This is a genomic window from Lachnoanaerobaculum umeaense, from assembly GCF_003589745.1.
Taxonomy (GTDB): domain Bacteria; phylum Bacillota; class Clostridia; order Lachnospirales; family Lachnospiraceae; genus Lachnoanaerobaculum; species Lachnoanaerobaculum umeaense.
This window is the reverse complement of the sequence record NZ_CP032364.1, coordinates 1,528,392-1,552,794: the sequence shown is the minus strand read 5'-3', so window position 1 is coordinate 1,552,794 and position 24,403 is coordinate 1,528,392. Positions and strand designations below refer to the sequence as shown.

Genomic DNA, 24,403 nt, shown 5'->3' with positions numbered 1-24,403 from the left:
GTAGTGAAATGGGAAAAATTATAAAAAAACATTATCTAAAAATAACCTTTCAGCTTGAGTCTCCTTTATGCATAGGTAGTGGAAGAAATGATATAACAGATCAAGATATTTTGCGTGATGCCAGGGGAATTCCTTATATTCCGGGAAGTGCTGTGGCAGGAGTGATTCGAGAAGCCTGCGATGAAGCTATAGATGAAAGTGGATTGAAATACTACTTTGGATATGCTCATATTAATAAGGGTAAGAATGATGAAAGTGTAGAGAGTTCTATTATAGAAAGTAAGATTATATTCTATGATGCTACATTAGTAGACGATGGAAAAAATAAAAAAAGGGAGTTATTATATCGTATTTCTCAAAGAGACGGGGTTGCCCTAAATGAATATAAAAGTGCAAAAAAACAGGCAAAATTTGACTGGGAAATACTTGAAGGGGATTGTAAATTCCAAACTTTTATAGAGATATCTGAGGAAGAATCTGATGATGAGATAGCAGCAGAAGAAATGCTGATAAATATTGCAAAAGTATGGAAAGAAGCAGATATCAGATTTGGTGCAAAGACTACCAGGGGATTTGGAAAAATATGCAATGTAGATATCATTAGAAGAAGCTTTGAACTTGTAAAAAATTCTGATAATGGAAAAGGGAATATAGAGGATTGGTTGGAATTTGATGCTTTTGACAATAAGTCATGGGAAGATAATGATTCATATGAAAAGATTTCGAGTGATTTTAAAAAATATAATGAATGGAAACTAAAAGAGAAAAAGAAGCTTTCCTTAAGACTGAAATTGCAAGGTGGGATTTCTATACGAAGATACAGCACACAGTGTAGTGAAGAAGAATCCTCTCCTGACCAGGAGCAGATGACAACTATAAAGTTCAATAATAAAAAATCTTCTGATCAAGATCAGGTGGAATCTCAAAAATCGATAGAAGAGATAGCGATTATCCCGGGTACTACTTGGGCAGGAGCTATCGGACATAGAATGGAAGAATTGATAGAAGGTAGTAAGGTAACAAAGTTTAAAAGAAGCGAAAAAGATATTCAAAGTTATCACTACTTTGGTGCTGCAAATGACAAAGATAAGGAAAAATCAAATATATACTTTGGTGAGAGCAGGCTTACAGGTGGAGAATTTAAGATAATGTCCAGAAATGCTATTGACAGATTCCTTGGAAGTACGGCAGAAGGTGCATTGTTTACAGAAAAAATATACATAGGTGGGGAGACTACACTAGATATAAGTTTTGGAGATCCATATAATACAGCTGTAGTATATTCAGATGATTTTATTAAGGCCTTGGCGGCTACACTGACTGACCTGCATGAAGGATATTTGGCAGTAGGAGGTGCAACATCTGTGGGAAGAGGTGTTTTTTCTATAACACATATAAATGGAGATGAGTTTGACACAGTGAAACAGGAAGACGGGGAAAATCATCCTGTATTTGATAAGCTCTATAATACTTTAAAGACATTGCTGGAGAAAAAGGAGGCAAGGGATGGAAAACACAAAAATTGAAAAGAATGATAAAAAAACAATCTTGGATAAGATAAAAAATGTCTTCTCTAATTGTGGAGATAACACCTTCTTTGTTGCACAGTATACAGACAAATTTGATATAGGTATTTGGAATGAAAATACTATTGAAAATACGAATAAGTTGTTAGAACTTCGTGTTTTTGATAAGGATAAAGAATGGAAGCTCTTTAGAAGTGATATAGGAAAAGATTTCAGCTATAGATTTCAAGGAGAAGAGGATAATAAAGGAGAAGGCGTGGACTACTTTGATGAAGTACAGTTACTGGACATTGATACAAGTAAAGAATGCAAAAAATCAGAGTTAATGAAGACTACAGCGGGTGGAGAATATAATCTTCCCAAAGATATATCAGACTTGGATAGGGCAGCTATTAGTGTACGCCACTACTTTGGAGTAGACAATGAATCAGGTCAGGCATTTATAAGGGATTATCGTTTGGTTGACTTTGAAAGTGCCAAGAAAAGGGACTATAGTAAGAATTTGAAGGGAGTATAAGGATGCCAAAGAATGAAAATAAGCAGAATGGAAAAGATGAAAAAAATAGTAAAATAAAATATAAGTATGAAATCAGCAATAAAAAATTTTTTATAAATCCATATACTTTTTTAAAAGGAAACAAAAAAGTAAATAGAGAAGAAAAAGAACAAGAGGTAGGAAATCATACAGGAGTTTTTGTTTGTCGTATATATCCCAAAACACCATTATTGATTCCAGATGTATTTAAAAAGAAAGAGATAGTAGATAGGAAAGAAAAGAATACGAAAAACAAGGAGATAAAACATTTTTCTTATCCTTTTTTTCGATTGGGAGATAATCCGGTGATACCCGGAAGCTCAATAAGAGGCCCTCTTCGCAGTGTTTATGAGGCTTTGACAGATTCATGTTATTCAACTGCTAGGAGTGGACAGTATATTACTGCAAGAACAAAGAGCCCTTTTTTGCCGGGATTGCTGATAAAAACAAATGGGAAATGGGAATTGTATTCAGCTACAAGATACCTGCTTCCTATAAAAGAATATGGTGCAAGACCGTTTGATAATGGGAAGATATTTAAATATAAAGAAGTTATTGATAATCATGGTGGGAGTGTTTACTTTGAAGGGGATGAGCACACTGAAAATATACGAGGAAGGAGTATACTTCAATATAGAGTACTTCATACTTCGATAGTTAAGAAACCTGGATATGAATTAGGTTACTACTATATCGGAGAATATATTAATGGAAAAAAGTATGAAAGTATATTTAAAAAAGTTGATTTAAAATCAAATAATTCTAAACTTATTGAAAATTGCTTTGAACAATTAAAAGAAATAAAGAAAAAATATATGGATGAGAAGATAAATCAAAAATTTGTTTCTTCAAGAGAGCCTGGAAATAAAGATCATCATGGCGGATATAAACAAGTAGATTTAAAAAAGTTTGAAGAAGCAAATGATGCTGTATTGCCAATATGGTATAAGAAGAATACAAATAAAGACAAAAAGGTTGAGTACTATTTTTCCCTTGCAAATATTGGACGCTTTAGATATGAAACATCAATGGATAAGATTTTAGGTAAACAGGATGATGGTAGAATGCCATGCCATGATGTAAAAAAACTTTGTAAGACTTGTAGTTTATTCGGTATGGTAGGAGATGAGGAAGGCTTTGGCAGTCATATTCGTATCACTGATGCCATTTTTGATGGCAATATTGATGAAGCAATTAAGGAATATAAGCTTACTGAATTGCGTACACCACATCCTTCATATCTACCATTCTATGCAGATGTAAAAGATTATTCTTTGGGATATGATGCAGCTGAATGCAATATAAAGGGAAGAAAATTTTATAGGCATTTTATTCCTGATTATAAAGGCCTAGGCAAGTTGGATCCCCAAAAAATTGACTCGAAAATGGAAGGCATTGGTGAGGGAAGTTTTAGATTTAAAGTCTATTTTGAAAATCTGACACAAGAACAGTTGGATGAACTAGCTACTTTATTATGCCTGGGTGAAAATAATAAGGATGGAAATCTTTGCTTTAAACTTGGACATGGAAAGCCGCTTGGATTTGGAAGTGCAAAAATTGTAATAGAAAGTCTCGAAGAAAGAATTTTTAATCATTACATAATTGATAAAAATAAAGGAGACAAAAATAATTATGAATATAAGAAAAAAATCTACAGTGATTTGAAGAAGTGGAATATTCATAAAGAAAGTGGTAGTGAAGAAGAAATATCTAAGATACAAGAATCTATAAAAGCTATGAGAAGTATTTTAGATATAACAGTTTTTACTAATTTGGATGCAAATACAAAAGTAGCTTATCCATATGTACTAGATAAACGAAAAGATAAGAGTCAGAAGCTAGCTATAAATGACTTGGCTTCTTCCAAATGGTTTTCAGAGAATTTAAAGTTGGGAGGGGATAGTCCTAAGTATAGTTTGAAGTGGAGTAGTACAGATATAGATAAGCAAAAATTGCCGGTGATGGAACTTATGGAAGATGAAAAGAAAAAGTAGACAAAATATTATAAGAGAGTGGATATATTATGTCGTCAACAATACTTATGGCAGTCAGCACATTTAACGGTAGAAACCACCCAAGAATGGAAAGTATAGATCGATTTCAAGGTGTAGGAAATGATGGAAAAGATATCATTATTGAAGATTGCAAATCTCAAGGAGAAAGTATAGTCCGTTATTTTTTGAAGCGAATGCCTCCGGAAGATGAGGTGAATATTATAATGCTGTACAGCAGGAAAACCTTGGAAATGGATGTGATGGTAATGGCAGGATTCATAGTGCAGTATTGTATCTGAAGGAAAGAATTGATGAATCATCTGGAAAAGGAAAACATAAAATAAACTATCAGGTAATAAAGTTATATAAAAACCAACTTACACTTGGGTATAGAAAATATTTTGCTTTTTACAAAGATACTGTGTTTTAGAGATCATCTGTAATATGTTCAATCATGCGAATTCAGCTTATAGAGTATGCTTGAAGAATCTAAAAAACATATAAAACTGTATTTTAGATTTGAAGGAGTTTAGTAAATAGAAAGAGAGGCGTTTTGAATAAAAATACTTTGATACAGTTTAGAATTGATCATGATTTAAAAATTGATGCTGAAAATATTTGCAATCAGTTGGGTATTGATTTAACAACAGTTCTTAAAATGTGTCTAAAACAAATAATTATACAAAAAGGTATACCCTTTTCAGTCCATTTGCCAGATGATGGAGAAAAGTATCATTCTGACTCTAATGTAAATGATTCTAAAAGACAGGGTATAGATAAGAAGTCAGATAAAGACTTTGAAATAGACATCAGAGGAATAAATGAAGAGGTAGAGAGTATAAGAAAAGAAAATAGAATATAGATAAAGTAAAAAGGCAGTAGCATTTGAAATAATGCTACTGTCTTTTTTATGCCTAAAAGGTAGGGAAAATCCCAAAGAAGATATCAAAGTATAAAGGGAAAGGTATTCCTTATAGGAAAGGTACTTACTTTGCCTTTTAAGAATGATCTTGCTTATCTGAAACTAGCCTCTATAAATGTTTCCATTCCTTATAGGTAAGGTACTTACGGGATTAATGAAGTCCCAAGCAACATAATAGCTATTATAATTAGTTTCCATTCCTTATAGGTAAGGTACTTACAGTGACGACAGAGAATTCTACTCTGTATCAGTAGCTTGTCCTAACTGTTTCCATTCCTTATAGGTAAGGTACTTACAGAAGACATAGAATCGATACGACAAAAAGTATATAAGTATTTTCGTTTCCATTCCTTATAGGTAAGGTACTTACTGGATTGTAATGGCGGCATCAATATTCTCAACATATCTTACAGGCATAAAAGTTTCCATTCCTTATAGGTAAGGTACTTACAAAGGAGAGATATATGAAAAGAAATAAAAAGGGCGTGTTTCCATTCCTTATAGGTAAGGTACTTACTAAGATAGCTTTGGATAAAGATGGAATGATTGATAAGTTTCCATTCCTTATAGGTAAGGTACTTACTCTTTTAAAGGAGATAAAAAAATGAAAAAGAAACGAATATGTAATAGTGTTTCCATTCCTTATAGGTAAGGTACTTACGAAAAAAAACAAAGAATTATATAGTGATGCATCAAAATGGGTAACAAAGTTTCCATTCCTTATAGGTAAGGTACTTACCATCAGATTTATCATCAGATATATCAAAATCATCTTGTTTCCATTCCTTATAGGTAAGGTACTTACAGTGACTATTGGAGTCACAATCTTATCATCGATACCGATGGCGTTTCCATTCCTTATAGGTAAGGTACTTACAGTTTCAAAAAGGGAATCATCGGATCCGAAGACGACTGTTTCCATTCCTTATAGGTAAGGTACTTACAGGTCAGGAAGGCTAGTAAATCTTTTCTTTTTCAACTGTTTCCATTCCTTATAGGTAAGGTACTTACACTTTAAATTCATATTTGAGTTTATAAGTAAGTACAAAGAGTTTCCATTCCTTATAGGTAAGGTACTTACATGAAAGTAAAAGGTTACTTAGGTGTACAACGTTACCCTTTGTTTCCATTCCTTATAGGTAAGGTACTTACATTCGGCAACTACTCACCTATTTCTGTATACGGCTATGGTTTCCATTCCTTATAGGTAAGGTACTTACTCAGTATTTTGCATCCGATTATGTAGTAGGAAAGGAGACTTGGTTTTGTTTCCATTCCTTATAGGTAAGGTACTTACGTTTAAGTTTGAATTAGTTGGAAGTAATGGGACAATGTATAGTTTCCATTCCTTATAGGTAAGGTACTTACGTAATAGGCAATGCATTCAAGAACAACAATGAGAGAATGTTTCCATTCCTTATAGGTAAGGTACTTACATAATGATGATGATAATGATGATAATTTTGTTAACAAACAAGTTTCCATTCCTTATAGGTAAGGTACTTACATTAGCAGGTTTCAATACTCCGGAGCCAATTTTATCAGTAATCACTTCAATAATATCGTTTCCATTCCTTATAGGTAAGGTACTTACAAGGAAAAGAATGATTTAGAAAAGGCAGAATTCCTTGTGTTTCCATTCCTTATAGGTAAGGTACTTACATTTGGGAAGTTACTAATCGACTTTTCCTTTATAAGCCTGGTTTCCATTCCTTATAGGTAAGGTACTTACTATTATATCGTGAGCGTAATCACGGCCAATGCCGCTAAGGCAGAAGGTTTCCATTCCTTATAGGTAAGGTACTTACAGCTTTGAAAGCTCCAAAAATGAATACCCTAAGCCTTTTAGTTTCCATTCCTTATAGGTAAGGTACTTACAATAATAAGAGGTGTTAGTTATGAGTGTTAGACCATCAAGTTTCCATTCCTTATAGGTAAGGTACTTACAATCTCTTTACATCTACAGCTAAAGAAGAATAATTATTGTTTCCATTCCTTATAGGTAAGGTACTTACAGGAGCAAATATGGCAACAAGTGTTTTAGAAATTAAGGTTTCCATTCCTTATAGGGGCTGTGAAATAAGTCCCTAAAAGAAATAGGACCATCCGCTCATGCGAAAGGTCCTATTTTTGTGGTAAAATTAACTTGCAATGAAAAATTTACCCAACACTTATTGTAATTCAAAACAAGGATATTTACCACTGTTTTTTTCAGATTGTTTGGATCTGCTGGATCCTGTTTTAACATTTGACAGATTGATAGGAGGAATCGATTTAAACAAGTATCTGACGGATATTCCGGAGTACATAACCGGACGACGCAGATATAATCCGGTCAACATGTTAAAAACAGTACTTTTCGGATTTATGACTAGCGGTTACTGCTCTCTGAGAAAACTGGAAGACAACTGCAAAGTTAATATCAGGTTCATGTATCTCATGGATAACCGGACTCCATCATACAGAACCTTTGGATATTTCATCAATAAAATACTTAAAGATAAGATTGAAAACATTTTTAACGATATCAATCATGCTATCTTTAACGAGGAGCATGTAGATCTGCAACATCTCTACATCGACGGCTCCAAGTTTGAAGCAAACGCAAACAAGTATACCTGGGTATGGAAGAAGGCTACGGAAAAGTTCCGTTACAAGCTTTACGAAAAAATCACTGCGGAAATTGATGAAATTAATGCAGAAATCGCATGGAGTGGGGTGCAGATCACAACAAACACAGAGTATGTACCGGATTATCTGAATGAAATTGTTGAGCAGCTAGTACTTTTATGGGAGCTGGATACAAGTACATTTGTTTACGGAAGCGGAAAGCGAAAATCCAAAGAACAGCGTCATTATGAACACTTGACTACGTTCTGTCATAAACTTCAAGAATACATACAAAAAATTGAAATCAGTGGTACTGACCGAAACAGTTACTCTAAAACAGATACATCAGCTACCTTTATGCGTATCAAAACAGATTACATGGGCAATGATCAGCTTCTGCCGGCATATAATGTACAGATTGGTGTAGCAGATGAATATATTGCAGTTGTTGACGTGAACCATTATCGTTCGGATATGGATTGTTTCGTTCCTTTGATGGAGCACTTCAAACAAACTTATGGATTCTATCCCAAATATCCTGTGGCAGATGCCGGATATGGCTCATACAACAATTATATTTTCTGTGAACAGAACGGAATTGAAAAGTATATGAAATTTCCAATGTTTAAAAAGGAAACTAAGGATCGGAAATATCATGAAGATCCATTTCGTGCAGTTAACTTCAGAATCGATGAGCAAGGAGTCATGAGATGTCCTAACGATAAAGCATTCCATTTTTTATGCAGAAAAGATGTGAGGGGAAATCAGTACGGACGCAAGGAAGAACTGTATGAATGTGAAGACTGTAGCGGATGTCCATATGCAAAGAAATGTAAGAAGACAGATAAGAATCGAACCGTTAGGATCAATCAGGAACTAACTTCCATGCACCGGGAAGTAATCGAAAACCTGGAAAGTATCCACGGTGCGTTATTACGAATGAACCGTTCGATACAAGCAGAAGGTACTTTCGGAATTATGAAAAGCGACCGTTGGTACAAGAGAATTGTCAGAAGAGGTATTCATTCAGTCAAACTGGAAGTTTTACTCGTGGCGATAGGCCATAATTTATATAAATATCAGAAAAAAAAGACAAGAAACAGAACTTCCGCATAGATTCAAAAAAGAATTTCTATGGGGTAGGGGGAGTGCGCTTTTTTTGCGTATGATTTCAGTCATTTATACACAATAATTGCAAAAAGGGAGATGCGAAAAAACTCAATAGAGTTTTTTCACATCCCCTTTTCACAATCGACCAGATTGTTGAGTTGTATATCGTTTCCATTCCTTATAGGTAAGGTACTTACATTTCTATGGATGAAAATACAGTAAAAATTATCTGTAATCTCGCTGAACTTCAATATGAAAAATCAGTAATGTTTCCATTCCTTATAGGTAAGGTACTTACCAGCAGCAAGCTTCGGGTGATATTATGAACTAAAGTGCATAGGTTTTGTTTCCATTCCTTATAGGTAAGGTACTTACTTGTTCAGGATATATATAAAAGTTTATGCTCAGACGCAACTTATTCCAAAATGTTTCCATTCCTTATAGGTAAGGTACTTACGGTAATTATGCCTAAGACTAAGAAAAGTGAAGATTATGTTTCCATTCCTTATAGGTAAGGTACTTACCTTATTTCTTACGGAAAATTCATAATTTCATAATAATTATTGAGAAATCGTTTCCATTCCTTATAGGTAAGGTACTTACCACCCAAGATTATATGAACAGTCTGTGTAAAAATATTGTTTCCATTCCTTATAGGTAAGGTACTTACCGCCGTAACAGTTGGACAGGTGTGTAACGCTACCAGTTTCCATTCCTTATAGGTAAGGTACTTACATTTCATAAAAGTTCAAGCTCACACCGGTGTTGAATTAAACGAACGTGCTGATAAGTTTCCATTCCTTATAGGTAAGGTACTTACAGAAAAGTATGTCACAGTCAAGACAGAAATAGAAGGCGGTCTATTAAGTTTCCATTCCTTATAGGTAAGGTACTTACAACTGCATTTAAGCCATTGTGATAAGTAAAAACTTTCATTTTCACCCAAAATCATTGTATTACAGTACAAAAAGTCTGTCAATCTATTTTTGAGAATGGCTTAAAATGGTGCTTTTGGGGATGTTGGAATTGTATACAATCAGTGACATACTTTTCTATTCATAATTACTTATAAAAAAGTGTATATATTGTAGCAAAAATAGAGTGATAAAGCAAAATAATATCGCTGTTATCTGATAATAATATAAATATACTACTAAAAACAGAATAAAAATATTTTATATTAGAAACAAAAAAGAATAAAATAATAGCACACATACAAAACTCATACAAGTATCATACAAAAGTATGGCACACACATATAAATGCATACGGTCAAAAAATGAGGTCGACAGACTTTTGGTTTTGAAGTTTATTGATAGAAGAATAGACAGGCACTCCTGTATGTGACACTCGGATAGCTGATATTTATTATTAATTATGTTATATAAGCTTTGATAATTATATACCCGAATATAGTATATATTAATATTGAAATAATATGGAATTGCATTATACTATAAATATATAAGTCAGAAAATATAACTTTAAATGAATAATATAAGAAAATTATGATATAATTCATATATTTTTGTGATGCCATAAGAATATATGAAAAAGATGTTATAAAATATATAGCTCTATTGTAATTTGCTTTTAGATGTTGATATTAGAAAAGGAGGAATATATTATGTCTGCTACAATACTTATGGCAGTCAGCACATTTAATGGAAGAAATTATCCTGGAATGGAAAGAGGTGACAGCTTTCAGGGTGTAGGAAATGATGGAAAAGATATTACTATTGATGATTGCAAATCCCAAGGGGAAAGCGTAGTCAGATATTTTTTGAAATTAATGCCTTCTGATGATGAAGTCGATATTGTAATGCTTTGCAGTAGAAAAACATTGGAAAAGGATGAAAAGAATGGAATTGACAATAAGGGTAATATTTATAGTGCAGTATCTTATTTGATAGAAAGAATTGACAGGTCACCTGAAAAAGGGAAGCATAAGATAAATTACAAGGTGATAAAATTATATAAGAATGAACTTCCGGTTGAGCATAGATTGCAGGAGATGGATGATATAGATCCCTCTATTCCTTTGATGCCTGCGACTAAGGAAGAAGAAATACATTTTCCTGAAGATGAACTTGGAGCTATTTCAGAGGCGGCAGAGTTCATTCGATATAAGAAGTTGCAAGAAAAAAGATCATTTAGACTATATATTGATACGCATGGTGGTCTAAGGGATGTAGTATTGTCTTTGAGTGCTGTTATTTCTTTGCTATCTGTTGGAGAATCTATCAGACCAAAGCTTATAAGTGGTATAAATATGGCTTTAGCCAGAATAGAAGATCAAAGTGCAACATTTAATATTTTTAATTTTTTCTCAGGTATTAATGATTTTTTGCACTTTGGAAATGCAGATATATTGTCAGAATATTTTGATATGAAAAAAGATGTTTCATATCTGGCAGGAGCTGATCCAATCGTACAGAAAACAGCAAAGCAAATTGTAAAGCATATGCAAAAGATTTCTTTGGGAGCACAGATGTCTGACCCTAAGGCATTTTTGGAGGGACTGAAGGAACTTGGAAATGAATTTGAAAAAAATGGTGGCAGCAGCTTGAAAGGGACCACGCTTGGAATATTTGAAAAAAAGATAAAAGATGAATATGGAAGTTTGTTGACAAATCCAAATATTTTAGACCTGATTATTTGGTGTATTGACCATGGATTGATTCAACAAGCACTTACATTTATAGAATCTATGTTGCCATATTATTATTGGGATAAAAAACTTTTGTATTTTGATAAGGAACAATTGAAAAAATTTGATGAAGACGCATATATTGCATTTAATAGATATATAGGTAGATTGCGTTTCAATCAGCAAAAGTCAAATAAAGAGTTAAACTTCTTTGCATACCATTTATTAGAGAATACGGGGGAATATGATGTAACTTGGGCTAGGCCAAGAAATACTACTTTGAGATATTATCATCCTGAAGATGCAGCAAAAGGAGAGGATTTGGAAGCAAAAAGTAAATGGATTAACTATGATAATTATGGAAATGTGAAAATGGAGGACTTTCGCAATAAAGTAGTACCTCTTTTACAAAGCCATCGTATTCTGAAAATAATTCGTAATTCATTTAACCATGGAAATTCGGAGTATAGAGTAAGCCTTCCAAAATTAAAAATGTTTATTATAAACTATATTTCTGATTTGAAAAAAGCTAAGAAGTAGACAATAAAGTATGTGGTAGATAAATTAATATAAGGTAGTAGTATCGAAATGATGCTACTGCCTTTTTATTTCATATTATAAGGACATAAAAATAGGAGCAAATAAATGCTCCTTTAGTTATACTTGAATGGTTTGTATTTCTCATCATAGCAGACAAACCTGAATATTTTATGTATTTCTTCTCTAATTCTGGTATCGTAGGTTCGTGGTTGATTTTCCTCAGTTTGCTTTTGATATACCTTATTTTCAAGTTCATTGATAAAAATTTGCTTTCCTTCTTTATTTAGATATATACCACCATCTTCAGTTTTTTCAAAATGCTCAGAGGCATGTATCATATGGCGATTTATTATAGTAAATATGGCTCGGTCTACGATCAATGGCTTAAATAGATCTGCAATGTCAAGGTTTAAGGACTGACTTCTTCGGTTGGTGGCATGAACAAATCCAATGCGAATATCCAAAGAGGTTTTTTGAATCTCTGTAGCTATACGATTATATAAAAACATATTCCCAAAACTTATAAGAGCATTAAGAGGATCCCTAGGGGGACGCCTAGTTCTTTTGGTAAACCGGAATGCCGGATCATCTATAATTTCATGAAAAAGGCTATAGTATAACTGCCTGGCTCTGGCTTCTATTGTTAAAAGCATTGGTACATCTGTGGCTTCATTCATTTCAGTTATCCACTCAGAAAAAGCTTTTATTCCGTTTTTTAGATTTTCATGTGAATGATGCCTCTCGTAATATTTGAGATTGGAACGCATATTGTGAAGTGAAGCTATTTCCAGTTTCCTTGCAATAAGCTTTCTCTTATCTTCATCCAGATAAATGGCAGCTTGCTTTAACATTGTAAGTCCACCATGAAGACTTTCAGGTGGTGAAAAGGTACCGGCAAGTTCTCCATATTTATCAAAAATATTCACACTGATTTTCTTACCGCCTATATATTTGAAGAAATCAGAGGAAAAGATAACGGAAGAGTATACATTCAGACTTTCAGTAGCCTCTACAGGAAGATACTTTTTCCCACGATCATTTTCAAATAGTATAGTAAAATCTTTTCTATTCAAGATTCCATTATTAATAATGTGATAGTTTCTGTCTATTCTTTGAATAGCAGTAGTACTCCAATGCTGATATATCTGTGGTGGTGCTTTTTTCTTCTTTATTGCAAGAATCTGATTTTGCTTTTTATTTTTAGTAAAGCTATATCCTAAGTAATTCTGCTTTATTCCCTCATATATTCCGCTTTTTTGACTATTTATATCCATTTCCAAATCATTTTTTAGAATATCGATTACTTTTGTATAGCCTTCTTTTGCCTCCTCAAAACTTGAAAAGAACATAGAAATATCATCACAGTATCGACAAAATGGAATCTGCATTGACTCAAGCTGTGTGTCTAAAAGAGAAAGGTATAAATTCCCAAGAAAGGGACTGATTGGAGAACCTTGTAAAATCCCTTTATTTTTTGTTTTTATTATATTTTCCTCTGAAATCCTACAGTATAAAAATTTATGAAAAAGAGAGATGAGGATCTTATCATCAATAATTCTTTTTAAAATCATTTCAAGTCGGTCTATAGGTATTGAATCAAAGTAATGTTTTATATCAATTACGACAACTTTATCTAATCCTTTATTTAGATTGCTTACAAAGGATGCTACAGCTTTATCTACTCCAAGTCCCGGACGAAAGGCAAAGCTGCAAGCAGAAAATATGGAATCATAATACTTTTCTAAAGATGTTGCAAGGCAACGCAAAATAAGGCGATCAACACTGTTAAAAGAAGATATAGAACGCCTTTTACCTGTATAATTTATTATTTCATAGATTTGAACAATACCCGGTTTGTACTTTCCATCACGCAGTAGAGAAAGGTATCTAGCTCCATTAATATTCCAATCATCTCTTAATTCAGAAAGATAGAGTCCATCTATTCCACAAGTATCTTTTTTGGTAGACAGATGAGATAGGGCTTCTTCAATCTGTTCTGGGATAAAAATATCTGCCATTGTAAGCTTTTTCATAAGATATCTTATAGTATGTTCCCATGGTACACCTGTTTTCCAATGCTTTCTTTTTTGGAATATCTAAGAGTTTCCAAAGAATAAATATTAATACAGTCCTCAGAAACATCCACAATTCTTTTAAGTTCTTCTTTTAGATGCTTTAGTCGTCCTGGTGTGATAAGCCCCTCAAATACTGAACGCTGTTCATGTGTAAGGTATTTTCTGAGAGTTTTCATCACCTTAGGATCTCGTTTAGCATTCACATCATAGGTGACAATGACGAACATCTCTTGCTCCTTGTAGTAATTTTGTTATCCCAGCCTAGATAGGTGGGAGTTTTCCTTGATAGGTGGGAGTGTTCCTTATAGGTAAGGTACTTACGATTACACCGTCAAATGTATTCACCATGATACTTATGTTTCCATTCCTTATAGGTAAGGTACTTACGAAGAGAAATTTCCAGCAGTTAAGGGAAAAGATGATTTTTGTTTCCATTCCTTATAGGTAATGTACTTACTAGGGATGAATGAAAGCCTCAGCAACATAGTGACTGTTTCCATTCCTTATAGGTAAGGTACTTACAATAAAAGTGCCGATAATGCAGATATTTGTTACTAGCTCTGTTTCCATTCCTTATAGGTAAGGTACTTACGGAAAGGGGCTTCAAAAGACCGATAAGGAAATGGCTAAAGTAAATCTGTTTCCATTCCTTATAGGTAAGGTACTCACGAGTTATTATGTCCGTGATAATAACTCCGACAATATCATATAGTTTCCATTCCTTATAGGTAAGGTACTCACGATCACTTGGGACGAGCTACTCGCAGGTTCTGGAATAGTTTCCATTCCTTATAGGTAAGGTACTTACAATCAAGAAGAAGCAAGGAAGTTGTTTCCGGTAGCTGAGTTTCCATTCCTTATAGGTAAGGTACTTACTTATAGCTAGTATTATTCAAAATATTTTAGCTATATGTTTCCATTCCTTATAGGTAAGGTACTTACGCCAATATGAATATAGACTTCAATGGTTGGACAAGCTTGTTTCCATTCCTTATAGGTAAGGTACTTACCCTGTTATTGCTGTGATCCTTAATAGGTGGTTTGGATTGTTTCCATTCCTTATAGGTAAGGTACTTACACCTGCATTTAAGCCATTGTGATAGGTGAAAACTCTTGTTTTGACCTAAAATCATTGTATTACAGGCGAAAAAGTCTGTCAATCTATTTTTAAGAATGGCTTAAAATGGGGCTTTCCGGGGTGTTAGGATTGTATACAATCAGCGACAGACTTTTTGATTTATAAATGAGATATTACTATAGAAGATATAGAATCATCACCTTATTTACATGTCAAAAAAATATGATAAAAAAGACGTCATCGATTTATAACTTCGATTGTTTTAAAACCTTGTATAGGACAATTAGCTATGATAGAATAGGTTATATACTTCTGTATATGACCTATTTTTTATAAAAGAGGACATATATTTTAGCTAAATCTTTCAATAAAATCAGATGATCGGGGTATTCTATATGAGTGAATTGACCGGAGAGTGGAAGGAAGTACTCAGTGCTGAGTTTAGAAAGCCGTATTATAGGAGCTTGTATGAGTTTGTAAAGGAGGAATATAGCAAATATATTATATATCCTCCGGCAGATAAGATATTTGAGGCTCTACATCTTACAGCATTATCAGATATAAAGGTAGTTATTTTGGGTCAGGACCCTTATCATGGTGAGAATCAGGCCCATGGACTGTCTTTTTCAGTGCCAAAGTCTCAAAAGAAAATCCCACCTTCGCTGGTAAATATATATAAAGAACTTCAAGATGATGTGGGAACATATATACCTAACAATGGTAATCTACTAAAGTGGTCAAAACAGGGTGTACTTTTGTTGAACACTATATTGACTGTAAGAGCTCATAAAGCTTTCTCACATCAAGGCAAGGGATGGGAGAATTTCACAGATGCCATAATAAAAATTATTAATGATACCGACAGACCTATAGTTTTTATGTTGTGGGGCAGTGCGGCTATATCAAAGTCAAAGATGTTAAATAACCCTAAGCATTTAGTACTGAAGAGCGTTCACCCAAGTCCACTATCTGCATATAGAGGATTTTTTGGATGTAAGCATTTTTCAAAAGCAAATGAATTTCTTTTAAAGAACAATATATCTCCAATAGATTGGCAGATAGAAAATGTTTAAGCTTCAATATAGAAAGGACTTATATGAATATACTGGAAATACTCAAGGTTATAATTATTGGTATTGTAGAGGGTATAACTGAATGGCTGCCGATAAGCTCCACAGGTCATATTGTTTTGGTGGAGCAGCTGTTTCAGTTAAATGCAAGCAAAGAGTTCAAAGCAATGTTTGAGGTGGTGATACAGCTTGGAGCTATTTTGGCGGTGGTTGTAATGTATTTTAGAAAGTTGAATCCATTTAGTAAAAGTAAGAGTCCAAAGAAGAGACGTCTTGCTATGGAATTGTGGACGAAAATAATAATTGCATGTTTGCCGGCGGCTATGCTTGGACTTTTGATTGATGATTGGGTTGAGGAGCATTTGCTTAACGGTTTCGTTATAGCTATGGCACTTATTATCTATGGTGTTTTATTTATAATGATAGAAAACTCCAATAAAAAAAGAGAGTATAGCATTAGAAATGTGAATGCAATAGATTATCAAACTGCTTTGTCTATAGGATTTTTTCAGGTGCTTGCACTTGTACCGGGTACATCAAGATCTGGAGCGACTATCATAGGCGGTATGATTTTGGGAGCTACAAGGTCTGTATCCGCAGAGTTCTCTTTCTTTTTAAGTATTCCTATAATGTTTGGTGCAAGCTTTTTGAAGCTGGCTAAATTTGGATTGCATTATACTGTAGCAGAGGTTGTTTATCTACTACTTGGAATGTTTGTTTCATTTATTGTATCTATATTTTCAATCAATTTCTTGCTTAACTGGATAAAGAAGAATGATTTTAAGTTCTTTGGATACTATAGAATCGGTCTTGGAATTATAGTATTGGTATGGTATTTTGTATCGACTTTGATGAAAATGAAATAATATGAATTAGAGGCATATATTTGTTGAAAGTATATGCCTTTTACTTTGACAATCCACCTAAAAAGCATTATTATAAAGAAATTGTACAGATAGGAGGAGTATGCTGAGATTAATTCGCTATTTAAAGGAATACAAATTAGAGTCTGTTCTGGCACCTTTGTTTAAGCTTTTGGAAGCGGCATTTGAGCTGTTGGTTCCACTTGTTATAGCAAGAATAATAGATATAGGTATTGTAAATAAAGACTCAAAATATGTGATAAATATGGGTATATTGCTTGTAAGTTTAGCTATGATTGGACTTACCTCCGCTATCATTGCTCAGTACTTTAGTGCAAAGGCGGCAACAGGTTTTGGAACAAAACTAAGGGATGATTTATTTGCTCATATTTTGAGCTTTTCACATGCTGAGACTGATGTACTTGGAAGGGATACTTTAGTTACCAGAGTGACAAATGACAGTGATCAGGTTCAAAATGGAGTAAACAGATTTTTTAGATTGGTTCTAAGATCACCATTTATAGTGGCAGGTGCATTTATAATGTCCTTCCATATAGATGCAAAGATGTCACTTATTGCATTTACTGTGATCGTTATACTGGCAATAATAGTGGCATTCATTATGTCAAAAAGCATTGAACTTTACAGGAATGTACAAAGAAAGCTTGATAAAGTACTTGGAAAGACAGGAGAGAATCTTACAGGTATAAGGGTTATTCGTGCTTTTTCAAAGGAGTCAAGTGAGATTTTGGAGTATAATAATGCTACTAAAGATTTATACAATGATCAGGTATTGGTCGGAAATATCTCCGCACTTTTGAATCCTCTAACATATGTGGTGGTAAATCTGGGTATAGTGGCTATATTGCAAACAGGAGCTATACAGGTGAATATCGGAAATCTTACCACAGGACAGGTGGTGGCTCTTATAAACTACATGTCACAAATTTTGGTAGAGTTAGTAAAGTTTGCAAATCTTATAATACTTTTATCAAAGGCAAGTGCTTGTGCTAAGAGAATTAACGAGATATTTGATATTAAATCTTCTATAAGTGGTGGAAGTGATGAGCTGAATCTAAAGGATTTTGATGGTGAAATAATTGCTTTTGAAAATGTAGGATTTGTGTATCCTAAGTCAAAGGAAGAAGCTCTTTCAGATATCACATTCTCTGTAAAAAAAGGAGAAACTATAGGTATCATAGGTGGTACAGGTTCCGGTAAGAGTTCTTTGATTAATCTTATTCCAAGATTTTATGATATAAGCAGAGGAAGTATAAAGCTGGCAGGTAGGGATATCAAGGAATACAGTCTTGAGTCAATCAGAAAAAATGTGGCATTGGTTGAGCAAAAGTCCAGACTTTTTAGAGGCAATATCAGAAACAATTTGCTTTGGGGTGATGCTAAAGCTTCTGATAAAGCATTGTATGAGGCTGCAGACATTGCACAGGCTATGGATGTTATCAATTCAAAAGAGGGTAAGCTTGACTCTGAGGTAGCTATGTATGGCAATAATTTTTCAGGTGGACAAAAGCAGAGACTTTCTATTGCCAGAAGTTTGGTGAAAAAAGCAGGAATATTGATACTTGATGATTCATCATCAGCACTTGACTATGCTACTGATTCGAGACTTAGAAAGGCTATTAGAGAGATAGAAAATGTCACTACATTGATTGTAAGTCAAAGAATAGTTTCTATAAAGAATTCAGACAGAATAATAGTATTGGATGATGGAAGAATAGTCGGTATAGGTACTCATGATGAGCTTTTAGAGAATAGTCCAATATATAAGGAGATATATAATTCTCAGATTATGGCAAAGGAGGATTCAGATGAAGAATAATAAAAACACTTTGAAAAGAATTTTGAATCTTCTAAGTCCATATAAATTTAGAATGGCAGTCAGCCTGATACTGGCTGTAGTCATCGTGCTTACAACTCTCTATCTGCCGATACTTACAGGTAGAGCAGTGGACACTATTGTAGGCAAGGGTAATGTAGACTTTGAAAGACTTATAAAAATTATTTTTATTATGATTATTATGATGTGTGTTACTGCTGTTGCACAGTGGTGCATGACTGCTATAAACAATGGAGTGGCATATCATATGGTAAGGGATATAAGAAATCAGGCTTTTAATAAGATAATGAGACTGCCTATATCTTATGTTGATTCTACCAGTCATGGTGAGATTATAAATAGAATAATAAATGATGTGGATCAGTTCTCAGAGGGACTTTTGATGGGATTTGCCCAGTTTTTTACAGGCATACTTACTATTGTACTTACTATAATTATTTTATTTACAATAAATGTCTATGTAACTTTGGTTGTGCTGCTTGTTACTCCTCTTGCAATGCTTGTTGCAGGATTTATTGCCAAGAACACATATAAGCATTTTAAGTCTCAATCAGAAAAAAGGGCAAGAATGACCGGAATAGTGGATGAGATGATTGCCGGACTTAGTACGGTAAAAAACTTCACTATGGAAAATCAGATAGAGAATGAGTTTAAGGAATCTGATGAGGAGCTTAGGGTGGCAAGTCAAAATGCAATATTTATATCTGCTATAGCTTTTCCGGCCACCAGATTTGTAAATTCACTGGTTTATGCAGGTGTGGCCATTTCAGGTGCGTTACTTGTTATAACCGGAAATATGAGTGTGGGACAGCTTACTTCAGTACTTAGTTATGCTACACAGTATACTAAGCCTTTTAATGAGATATCCGGTGTTGTGACTGAATTGCAAAATTCATTTGCATGTGCAGCAAGAGTTTTTTCTCTTATAGATGAAGAGGAAATACTTCCTGACAAGGATGTAAATAATGTAATAAAGGATGTTGAGGGCAATGTAGAGGTATCACATGTATATTTCTCCTATGATAAATCAAAGAAGCTTATTGAAGATTTGAATCTGGATGTGAAAGCGGGACAGAGAATTGCAATAGTAGGCCCTACAGGAAGTGGAAAGTCAACTATTATAAATCTTTTAATGCGTTTTTATGATATAGACAGTGGTTCTATTAAGATAGAGGGCAAGGATATAGGTGATATCACAAGAAAATCTATCAGAGAAAACTTCGGTATGGTTTTGCAGGAAACATGGTTGAAGAATGCTTCTATAAGGGACAATATTGCCTTTGGAAAGCCGGATGCCACATTTGAAGAGATAGAGGCTGCTGCCAAGGAAGCTTATGCAGACAGCTTTATAAAGAGATTACCTGATGGATATGACACTATAGTAACAGAAGGAGGAGAAAATCTCTCAGCAGGTCAAAGGCAGCTTTTATGTATTGCAAGAATTATGCTGGTATTGCCTCCTATGCTTATACTTGATGAGGCGACTTCCAGTATTGATACAATGACGGAGGCTAGAATAAGTAAGGCATTTGACAAGATGATGATGGGAAGAACAAGCTTTGTTGTGGCACATAGACTTTCAACTATAAAAAATGCTGATATGATACTTGTACTTAAAGACGGTCATATAATAGAACAGGGAAATCATAATGAGCTTATGGATATGAAGGGCTTTTATTATGAGCTTAACAATGCGGTATAAAGAAAGAGGAAGATATGAGAAAATTAGCACTAAGCGATGATATACTGCTTAGCGTTGACAAGCCGGCAAGATATATTGGTGGTGAGTTAAATTCAAGAGATAAAAGTTTAGAGAATGTGGATATCAGATTTGTTATGTGTTTTCCTGATGTCTATGAAATAGGAATGAGTCATATTGGAATGCAAATCATATATGATATGTTAAATAGAAGAGAGGACACGTTTTGTGAAAGACTGTTTTCTCCATGGGTGGACCTTGACAAGGTACTTAGAGAAAAGAATATTCCGCTATTTAGCTTGGAGAGTCAGGAAAATGTAAAGGATGCGGATATTTTGGGCATTACCTTACAATATGAGATGTGTTACACCAATATTTTGCAGATTTTGGAACTTTCACAGATTCCGATGTATGCAAAGGACAGGGGAGAGGAATACCCTATAGTAATAGGTGGAGGTCCATGTTCTTATAATCCTGAGCCATTGGCACCTTTCTTTGACATATTCTATATTGGAGAGGGCGAGGTGGTATACGATGCCTTGCTTGATCTATATAAGGAATGTAAGAAAAATAAGCTTTCTAAGCATGAGTTTTTAAGAAAGGCTGCAAAGCTTGATGGTATGTATGTGCCTGAGTTTTATGATGTAAGTTATAAGGAAGATGGTACTATAGAATCATTTACACCTAAACATGAGGATGTACCAAGTGTGGTTCACAGAGTTGTGGTACAAAATATGGATGAGGTTTCATATCTGTCAAAACCGGTAGTACCTTTTATTAAGGTTACTCAAGATAGAGTGGTACTTGAGATAATGAGAGGCTGTATCAGAGGATGCAGATTCTGTCAGGCTGGAAATGTGTACAGACCACAGAGAGAGCGTTCACTGGAGTATCTTATAAACTATGCAAAAACAATGTTGGATATCACAGGTGCAGAGGAAATATCATTAAGTTCTCTAAGTTCAAGTGATTATAGTCAGCTTGATAAACTGCTCAATTTCCTTTTGGAATATACTAAGGAGAGAGGTATAAATATTTCTCTGCCGTCATTAAGAATAGATGCATTTTCACTTGATGTTATGAGTAAGGTGCAAGATGTAAAGAAGAGCTCTCTGACATTTGCACCAGAGGCAGGTACACAGCGACTTAGAGATGTAATAAATAAGGGAATAACTGAGGAAGATATTTTAAATGGTTCTATGGAGGCATTTAAGGGTGGATGGAATAAGGTGAAACTTTATTTTATGCTTGGACTTCCTACAGAAACAGAAGAGGATATCAAAGGTATACCACAGCTTTGTGAAAAGATTGCAGAACATTATTATTCCATTCCAAAGGATCAAAGAATAGGTAAGGTATCTATTACAGCCAGTTCATCATTCTTTGTGCCAAAGCCTTTTACACCTTTCCAATGGGCAAAGATGGAGACAGAGGAGGAGTATCTTAGAAGAGCGCATCTTGTAAAGGATACTTTTAGAGAGCAGCTCAATCAAAAGAGTATGAAATATCAGTACCATGATGCAGAGGTTACTTTGCTTGAGGGATTGATGGCAAGAGGTGACAGAAAGATTGCAGATGTTATTGTAAATGCATACAAAAATGGTGCAATGTATGATTCTTGGTCGGATCAGTTCAATATGGAATACTGGCTTATGGCATATGAACAAACCTGTATAGATCCGACATTCTATACACTTAGAGAAAGGGATATAGATGAGATATTCCCTTGGGACTTTATAGATGCCGGAGTTACTAAGAACTTCCTTATCAGAGAGTGGAAAACTGCACATGAAGATAAGATATCACCAAACTGCAGACAGCAGTGCTTAGGCTGCGGTGCAAGAAAATATAATGGAGGTGTTTGTCTTGAAAGTGCGAATTAAGTTTGAAAAAACAGAGCAAATGCGTTTTATCGGTCATTTGGATTTGATGAGATATTTTCAAAAAGCTATGAGAAGAGCTGATATTCCAATAAAATATAGTGAGGGATTCTCACCGCATCAGATAATGTCATTTGGAGCACCTCTTAGCATGGGTGTATCGGGACTTGGTGAATATATGGATATTGAGCTTAAGGAAGGAAGCCACATTTCCTCAAGTGAAGCCATAAAAAGACTTAATGATATGATGTGTACCGGTATGAAGGTTACGAAGTTTTTACAAATACCGGATAATTCAAAGCCGGCTATGGCACTTATGGATACGGCGGATTTTAAGGCTGAGTTTAAAACTGAGGTTTTAGAAACCGATATCAGAGAGGCTATAGATAAGCTTATGTCAAAAGAATCTATTTTACTTACTAAGGTATCAAAAAAGAAAAAGAAAAATCAGTTTGGCAAGTTTGTTGAAGTGGAGACTACATCTGTTGTGGATATAAAGTCTTTTATATATAAGCTTGATGCTATAGAAAATGGGGTATTCATGCATTTGTCACAGGGAAGTACTAACAATATAAAGCCTGCAGCTGTAATGGACTTTTTGTATGAAGAGGGGCTTCCACAAGCAAAAAGAAATGAATATTATTTGTATAGACTGGATATGTATACAGAAGAAGGAAAGGCCCTTGATGAGTACGGATGTGAAATTATCTAAGCTTTTGATCACAAGGTATAGGAATAAGCTTTTTGCAATATCATACAATGATAATAAGCCAAATGAGATAGAATATATAGAAGATACATCTTTATTGGGAAGCATTCATATAGGTAAGGTGAAGAAGATAGCCAAAAATATAAATGCTGCTTTTGTAGAGATTGAGTTTAACTCTGAGCGTCAAATGGTGTATTTTGATATGGCTGAATTAAAGCATTTGATATTTGCAGATGAAAAGGAGCATAATTGTTTACATGAGGGAGATGATATTTTAATTAAAATTTCAAAGCTTCCTATAAAAAATAAATTACCCGGTGCCACTGCCAATCTCTTGGGCAGTGAAGTACCGGAGAAAATTTTGGCAAGGAAAAACTATATAAAAGCTCCAGGTATGCTATATGCAGGCTCAGAGGACTATATTGATGTTATAAAGGATAGATTAAAGTATGCCGAATTTGATATAGTTACAGATATCAGAGAAATCTATGAGGGTATAGTGAGTTTTTTTGAGGAAAATCATAAAGAGATGCTTAATAGAGTCAGATTCTATGAAGACAGTATGATAAGTTTAAATAAGCTATATTCCATAGACACTCTATTTAGCGAATCTCTTAATAAAAAAGCCTGGTTAAAGGATGGCGGTTATCTTTATATAGAGTCCACTGAAGCCTTAACAGTGGTGGATGTGAATACAGGAAAGAATGTACAAAAAAAGGATGCCGGTATAATCAAGTTAAATACCAATTTGGAGGCTATAAAGGAGACAGCAAGGCAGCTGAGACTTAGAAATATTTCAGGTATTATTATAATTGATTTAATAAATACTACGGATAAATCAGAAATCGATTTGATATATCACACGATGAAGGAATACCTTAAAGAGGATAGATTAAATACAGTTGCCATAGATATTACAAAGCTATGCCTGTTTGAAATAACCAGAAGAAAAAGAAAACCAAGTCTTGAAGAGATAATGAAGAGGTAATCATTCCCCAGGCTGTGAATAATTACTGTTCAGGTAGCACTTTAGAGCTTTTGTTTTACAATCCTAATCGCAACTCTTTCTTAAAACTTCGCAGGATTTTACGCAGTCTGTGGAACTCGTTTGTTCGCTTGGGGAGCAGCGAACTGCACTCAAACAAGTCACAGGCTGCTTAATCCTGTCTCGTTTTTACGAAAGAGTTAAACGCTACAAGGATTGTAAAATTAAAAGTCTCAAGACATATAGTACCTGAACTGTAATTGTAAACATGCAGCCAGGGATGATTTTTGCATAATAAT

16 protein-coding genes and 3 CRISPR repeat arrays are annotated in these 24,403 nt (G+C 34.2%); of the genes, 14 read left to right on the top strand and 2 right to left on the bottom strand.

The window, feature by feature from the left end:
• Positions 1–8 precede the first annotated feature (8 nt).
• From D4A81_RS06980 to D4A81_RS06950, 7 genes are all read left to right on the top strand, one after another.
• On the top strand, positions 9–1,526 hold the full coding sequence (locus tag D4A81_RS06980; protein ID WP_111526033.1) for an RAMP superfamily CRISPR-associated protein: 1,518 nt from the start codon (positions 9–11) through the stop codon (positions 1,524–1,526).
• Entirely contained in the window at positions 1,507–2,043 is a 537-nt protein-coding gene (gene csx19 / locus D4A81_RS06975; RefSeq protein ID WP_111526034.1) for a type III-D CRISPR-associated protein Csx19, read from the top strand. Before D4A81_RS06980 ends, csx19 begins: the two co-directional genes overlap by 20 nt.
• 2 nt (positions 2,044–2,045) lie before the next feature.
• Positions 2,046–4,055 (top strand): TIGR03986 family type III CRISPR-associated RAMP protein, encoded by a 2,010-nt coding sequence (locus D4A81_RS06970; RefSeq protein WP_111526035.1) that lies wholly within the window; start codon positions 2,046–2,048, stop codon positions 4,053–4,055.
• 29 nt (positions 4,056–4,084) lie between these two features.
• On the top strand, positions 4,085–4,354 hold the full coding sequence (locus tag D4A81_RS06965) for a hypothetical protein (RefSeq protein WP_242977770.1): 270 nt from the start codon (positions 4,085–4,087) through the stop codon (positions 4,352–4,354).
• A 254-nt stretch (positions 4,355–4,608) separates the two neighbouring features.
• On the top strand, positions 4,609–4,917 hold the full coding sequence (locus D4A81_RS06960) for a type II toxin-antitoxin system RelB/DinJ family antitoxin (RefSeq protein ID WP_111526036.1): 309 nt from the start codon (positions 4,609–4,611) through the stop codon (positions 4,915–4,917).
• A 177-nt stretch (positions 4,918–5,094) separates the two neighbouring features.
• Positions 5,095–6,992: direct repeats of the CRISPR family, unit length 30 nt; unit sequence GTTTCCATTCCTTATAGGTAAGGTACTTAC.
• A 136-nt stretch (positions 6,993–7,128) separates the two neighbouring features.
• Positions 7,129–8,703, top strand: a complete 1,575-nt coding sequence (locus tag D4A81_RS06955) for an IS1182 family transposase (protein ID WP_111526134.1) — start codon at positions 7,129–7,131, stop codon at positions 8,701–8,703.
• A 161-nt stretch (positions 8,704–8,864) separates the two neighbouring features.
• Positions 8,865–9,594: direct repeats of the CRISPR family, unit length 30 nt; unit sequence GTTTCCATTCCTTATAGGTAAGGTACTTAC.
• Positions 9,595–10,324: 730 nt separating this feature from the next.
• Positions 10,325–11,887, top strand: a complete 1,563-nt coding sequence (locus tag D4A81_RS06950) for a TM1812 family CRISPR-associated protein (RefSeq protein WP_242977581.1) — start codon at positions 10,325–10,327, stop codon at positions 11,885–11,887.
• 113 nt (positions 11,888–12,000) lie between these two features.
• On the opposite strand, the gene cas1b is transcribed toward D4A81_RS06950, so the two are convergent.
• Complete coding sequence (gene cas1b, locus D4A81_RS06945; protein ID WP_111524243.1) at positions 12,001–13,920, bottom strand: type I-B CRISPR-associated endonuclease Cas1b; 1,920 nt, start codon at positions 13,918–13,920, stop codon at positions 12,001–12,003.
• A gap of 8 nt (positions 13,921–13,928) precedes the next feature.
• A complete protein-coding gene (gene cas2 / locus D4A81_RS06940; RefSeq protein WP_111524242.1) occupies positions 13,929–14,189 on the bottom strand; it encodes a CRISPR-associated endonuclease Cas2 in 261 nt (86 codons plus the stop codon).
• Positions 14,190–14,253: 64 nt separating this feature from the next.
• A CRISPR array of direct repeats spans positions 14,254–15,040; the repeat unit is 30 nt; unit sequence GTTTCCATTCCTTATAGGTAAGGTACTTAC.
• 395 nt (positions 15,041–15,435) lie between these two features.
• Here cas2 and ung point away from each other — a divergent pair.
• The 7 genes from ung to D4A81_RS06905 all read left to right on the top strand — a co-directional run bounded on the left by ung (position 15,436) and on the right by D4A81_RS06905 (position 24,107).
• Positions 15,436–16,113, top strand: a complete 678-nt coding sequence (ung, locus tag D4A81_RS06935; RefSeq protein WP_111524241.1) for a uracil-DNA glycosylase — start codon at positions 15,436–15,438, stop codon at positions 16,111–16,113.
• Between the two features lie 23 nt (positions 16,114–16,136).
• A complete protein-coding gene (locus D4A81_RS06930) occupies positions 16,137–16,976 on the top strand; it encodes an undecaprenyl-diphosphate phosphatase (RefSeq protein WP_111524240.1) in 840 nt (279 codons plus the stop codon).
• Positions 16,977–17,076: 100 nt separating this feature from the next.
• Complete coding sequence (locus D4A81_RS06925) at positions 17,077–18,813, top strand: ABC transporter ATP-binding protein (protein ID WP_111524239.1); 1,737 nt, start codon at positions 17,077–17,079, stop codon at positions 18,811–18,813.
• Positions 18,803–20,533 (top strand): ABC transporter ATP-binding protein, encoded by a 1,731-nt coding sequence (locus D4A81_RS06920; protein ID WP_111524238.1) that lies wholly within the window; start codon positions 18,803–18,805, stop codon positions 20,531–20,533. Before D4A81_RS06925 ends, D4A81_RS06920 begins: the two co-directional genes overlap by 11 nt.
• A 14-nt stretch (positions 20,534–20,547) precedes the next feature.
• Positions 20,548–22,413 carry a TIGR03960 family B12-binding radical SAM protein gene (locus tag D4A81_RS06915; protein ID WP_111524237.1) on the top strand — a complete coding sequence of 622 codons (1,866 nt, stop codon included), beginning with the start codon at positions 20,548–20,550 and terminating at the stop codon, positions 22,411–22,413.
• The gene (locus D4A81_RS06910; RefSeq protein WP_242977583.1) at positions 22,403–23,122 is read left to right on the top strand and encodes a TIGR03936 family radical SAM-associated protein; all 720 of its coding nucleotides are present in this window, start codon (positions 22,403–22,405) and stop codon (positions 23,120–23,122) included. Before D4A81_RS06915 ends, D4A81_RS06910 begins: the two co-directional genes overlap by 11 nt.
• On the top strand, positions 23,097–24,107 hold the full coding sequence (locus D4A81_RS06905; protein ID WP_111524236.1) for a ribonuclease E/G: 1,011 nt from the start codon (positions 23,097–23,099) through the stop codon (positions 24,105–24,107). The genes D4A81_RS06910 and D4A81_RS06905 overlap by 26 nt, the downstream gene beginning before the upstream one ends.
• The last annotated feature ends 296 nt before the right edge of the window (positions 24,108–24,403 follow it).

Coding starts and splice junctions, on each gene's coding strand:
- D4A81_RS06905 (WP_111524236.1), top strand. CDS start 23,097: ATGAGTACGGATGTGAAATTATCTAAGCTTTTGATCACAAGGTATAGG.
- D4A81_RS06915 (WP_111524237.1), top strand. CDS start 20,548: ATGAGAAAATTAGCACTAAGCGATGATATACTGCTTAGCGTTGACAAG.
- csx19 (WP_111526034.1), top strand. CDS start 1,507: ATGGAAAACACAAAAATTGAAAAGAATGATAAAAAAACAATCTTGGAT.
- D4A81_RS06950 (WP_242977581.1), top strand. CDS start 10,325: ATGTCTGCTACAATACTTATGGCAGTCAGCACATTTAATGGAAGAAAT.
- D4A81_RS06970 (WP_111526035.1), top strand. CDS start 2,046: ATGCCAAAGAATGAAAATAAGCAGAATGGAAAAGATGAAAAAAATAGT.
- cas1b (WP_111524243.1), bottom strand. CDS start 13,920: ATGAAAAAGCTTACAATGGCAGATATTTTTATCCCAGAACAGATTGAA.
- D4A81_RS06965 (WP_242977770.1), top strand. CDS start 4,085: ATGTCGTCAACAATACTTATGGCAGTCAGCACATTTAACGGTAGAAAC.
- ung (WP_111524241.1), top strand. CDS start 15,436: ATGAGTGAATTGACCGGAGAGTGGAAGGAAGTACTCAGTGCTGAGTTT.
- D4A81_RS06955 (WP_111526134.1), top strand. CDS start 7,129: ATGAAAAATTTACCCAACACTTATTGTAATTCAAAACAAGGATATTTA.
- D4A81_RS06920 (WP_111524238.1), top strand. CDS start 18,803: ATGAAGAATAATAAAAACACTTTGAAAAGAATTTTGAATCTTCTAAGT.
- D4A81_RS06980 (WP_111526033.1), top strand. CDS start 9: ATGGGAAAAATTATAAAAAAACATTATCTAAAAATAACCTTTCAGCTT.
- D4A81_RS06925 (WP_111524239.1), top strand. CDS start 17,077: ATGCTGAGATTAATTCGCTATTTAAAGGAATACAAATTAGAGTCTGTT.
- cas2 (WP_111524242.1), bottom strand. CDS start 14,189: ATGTTCGTCATTGTCACCTATGATGTGAATGCTAAACGAGATCCTAAG.
- D4A81_RS06930 (WP_111524240.1), top strand. CDS start 16,137: ATGAATATACTGGAAATACTCAAGGTTATAATTATTGGTATTGTAGAG.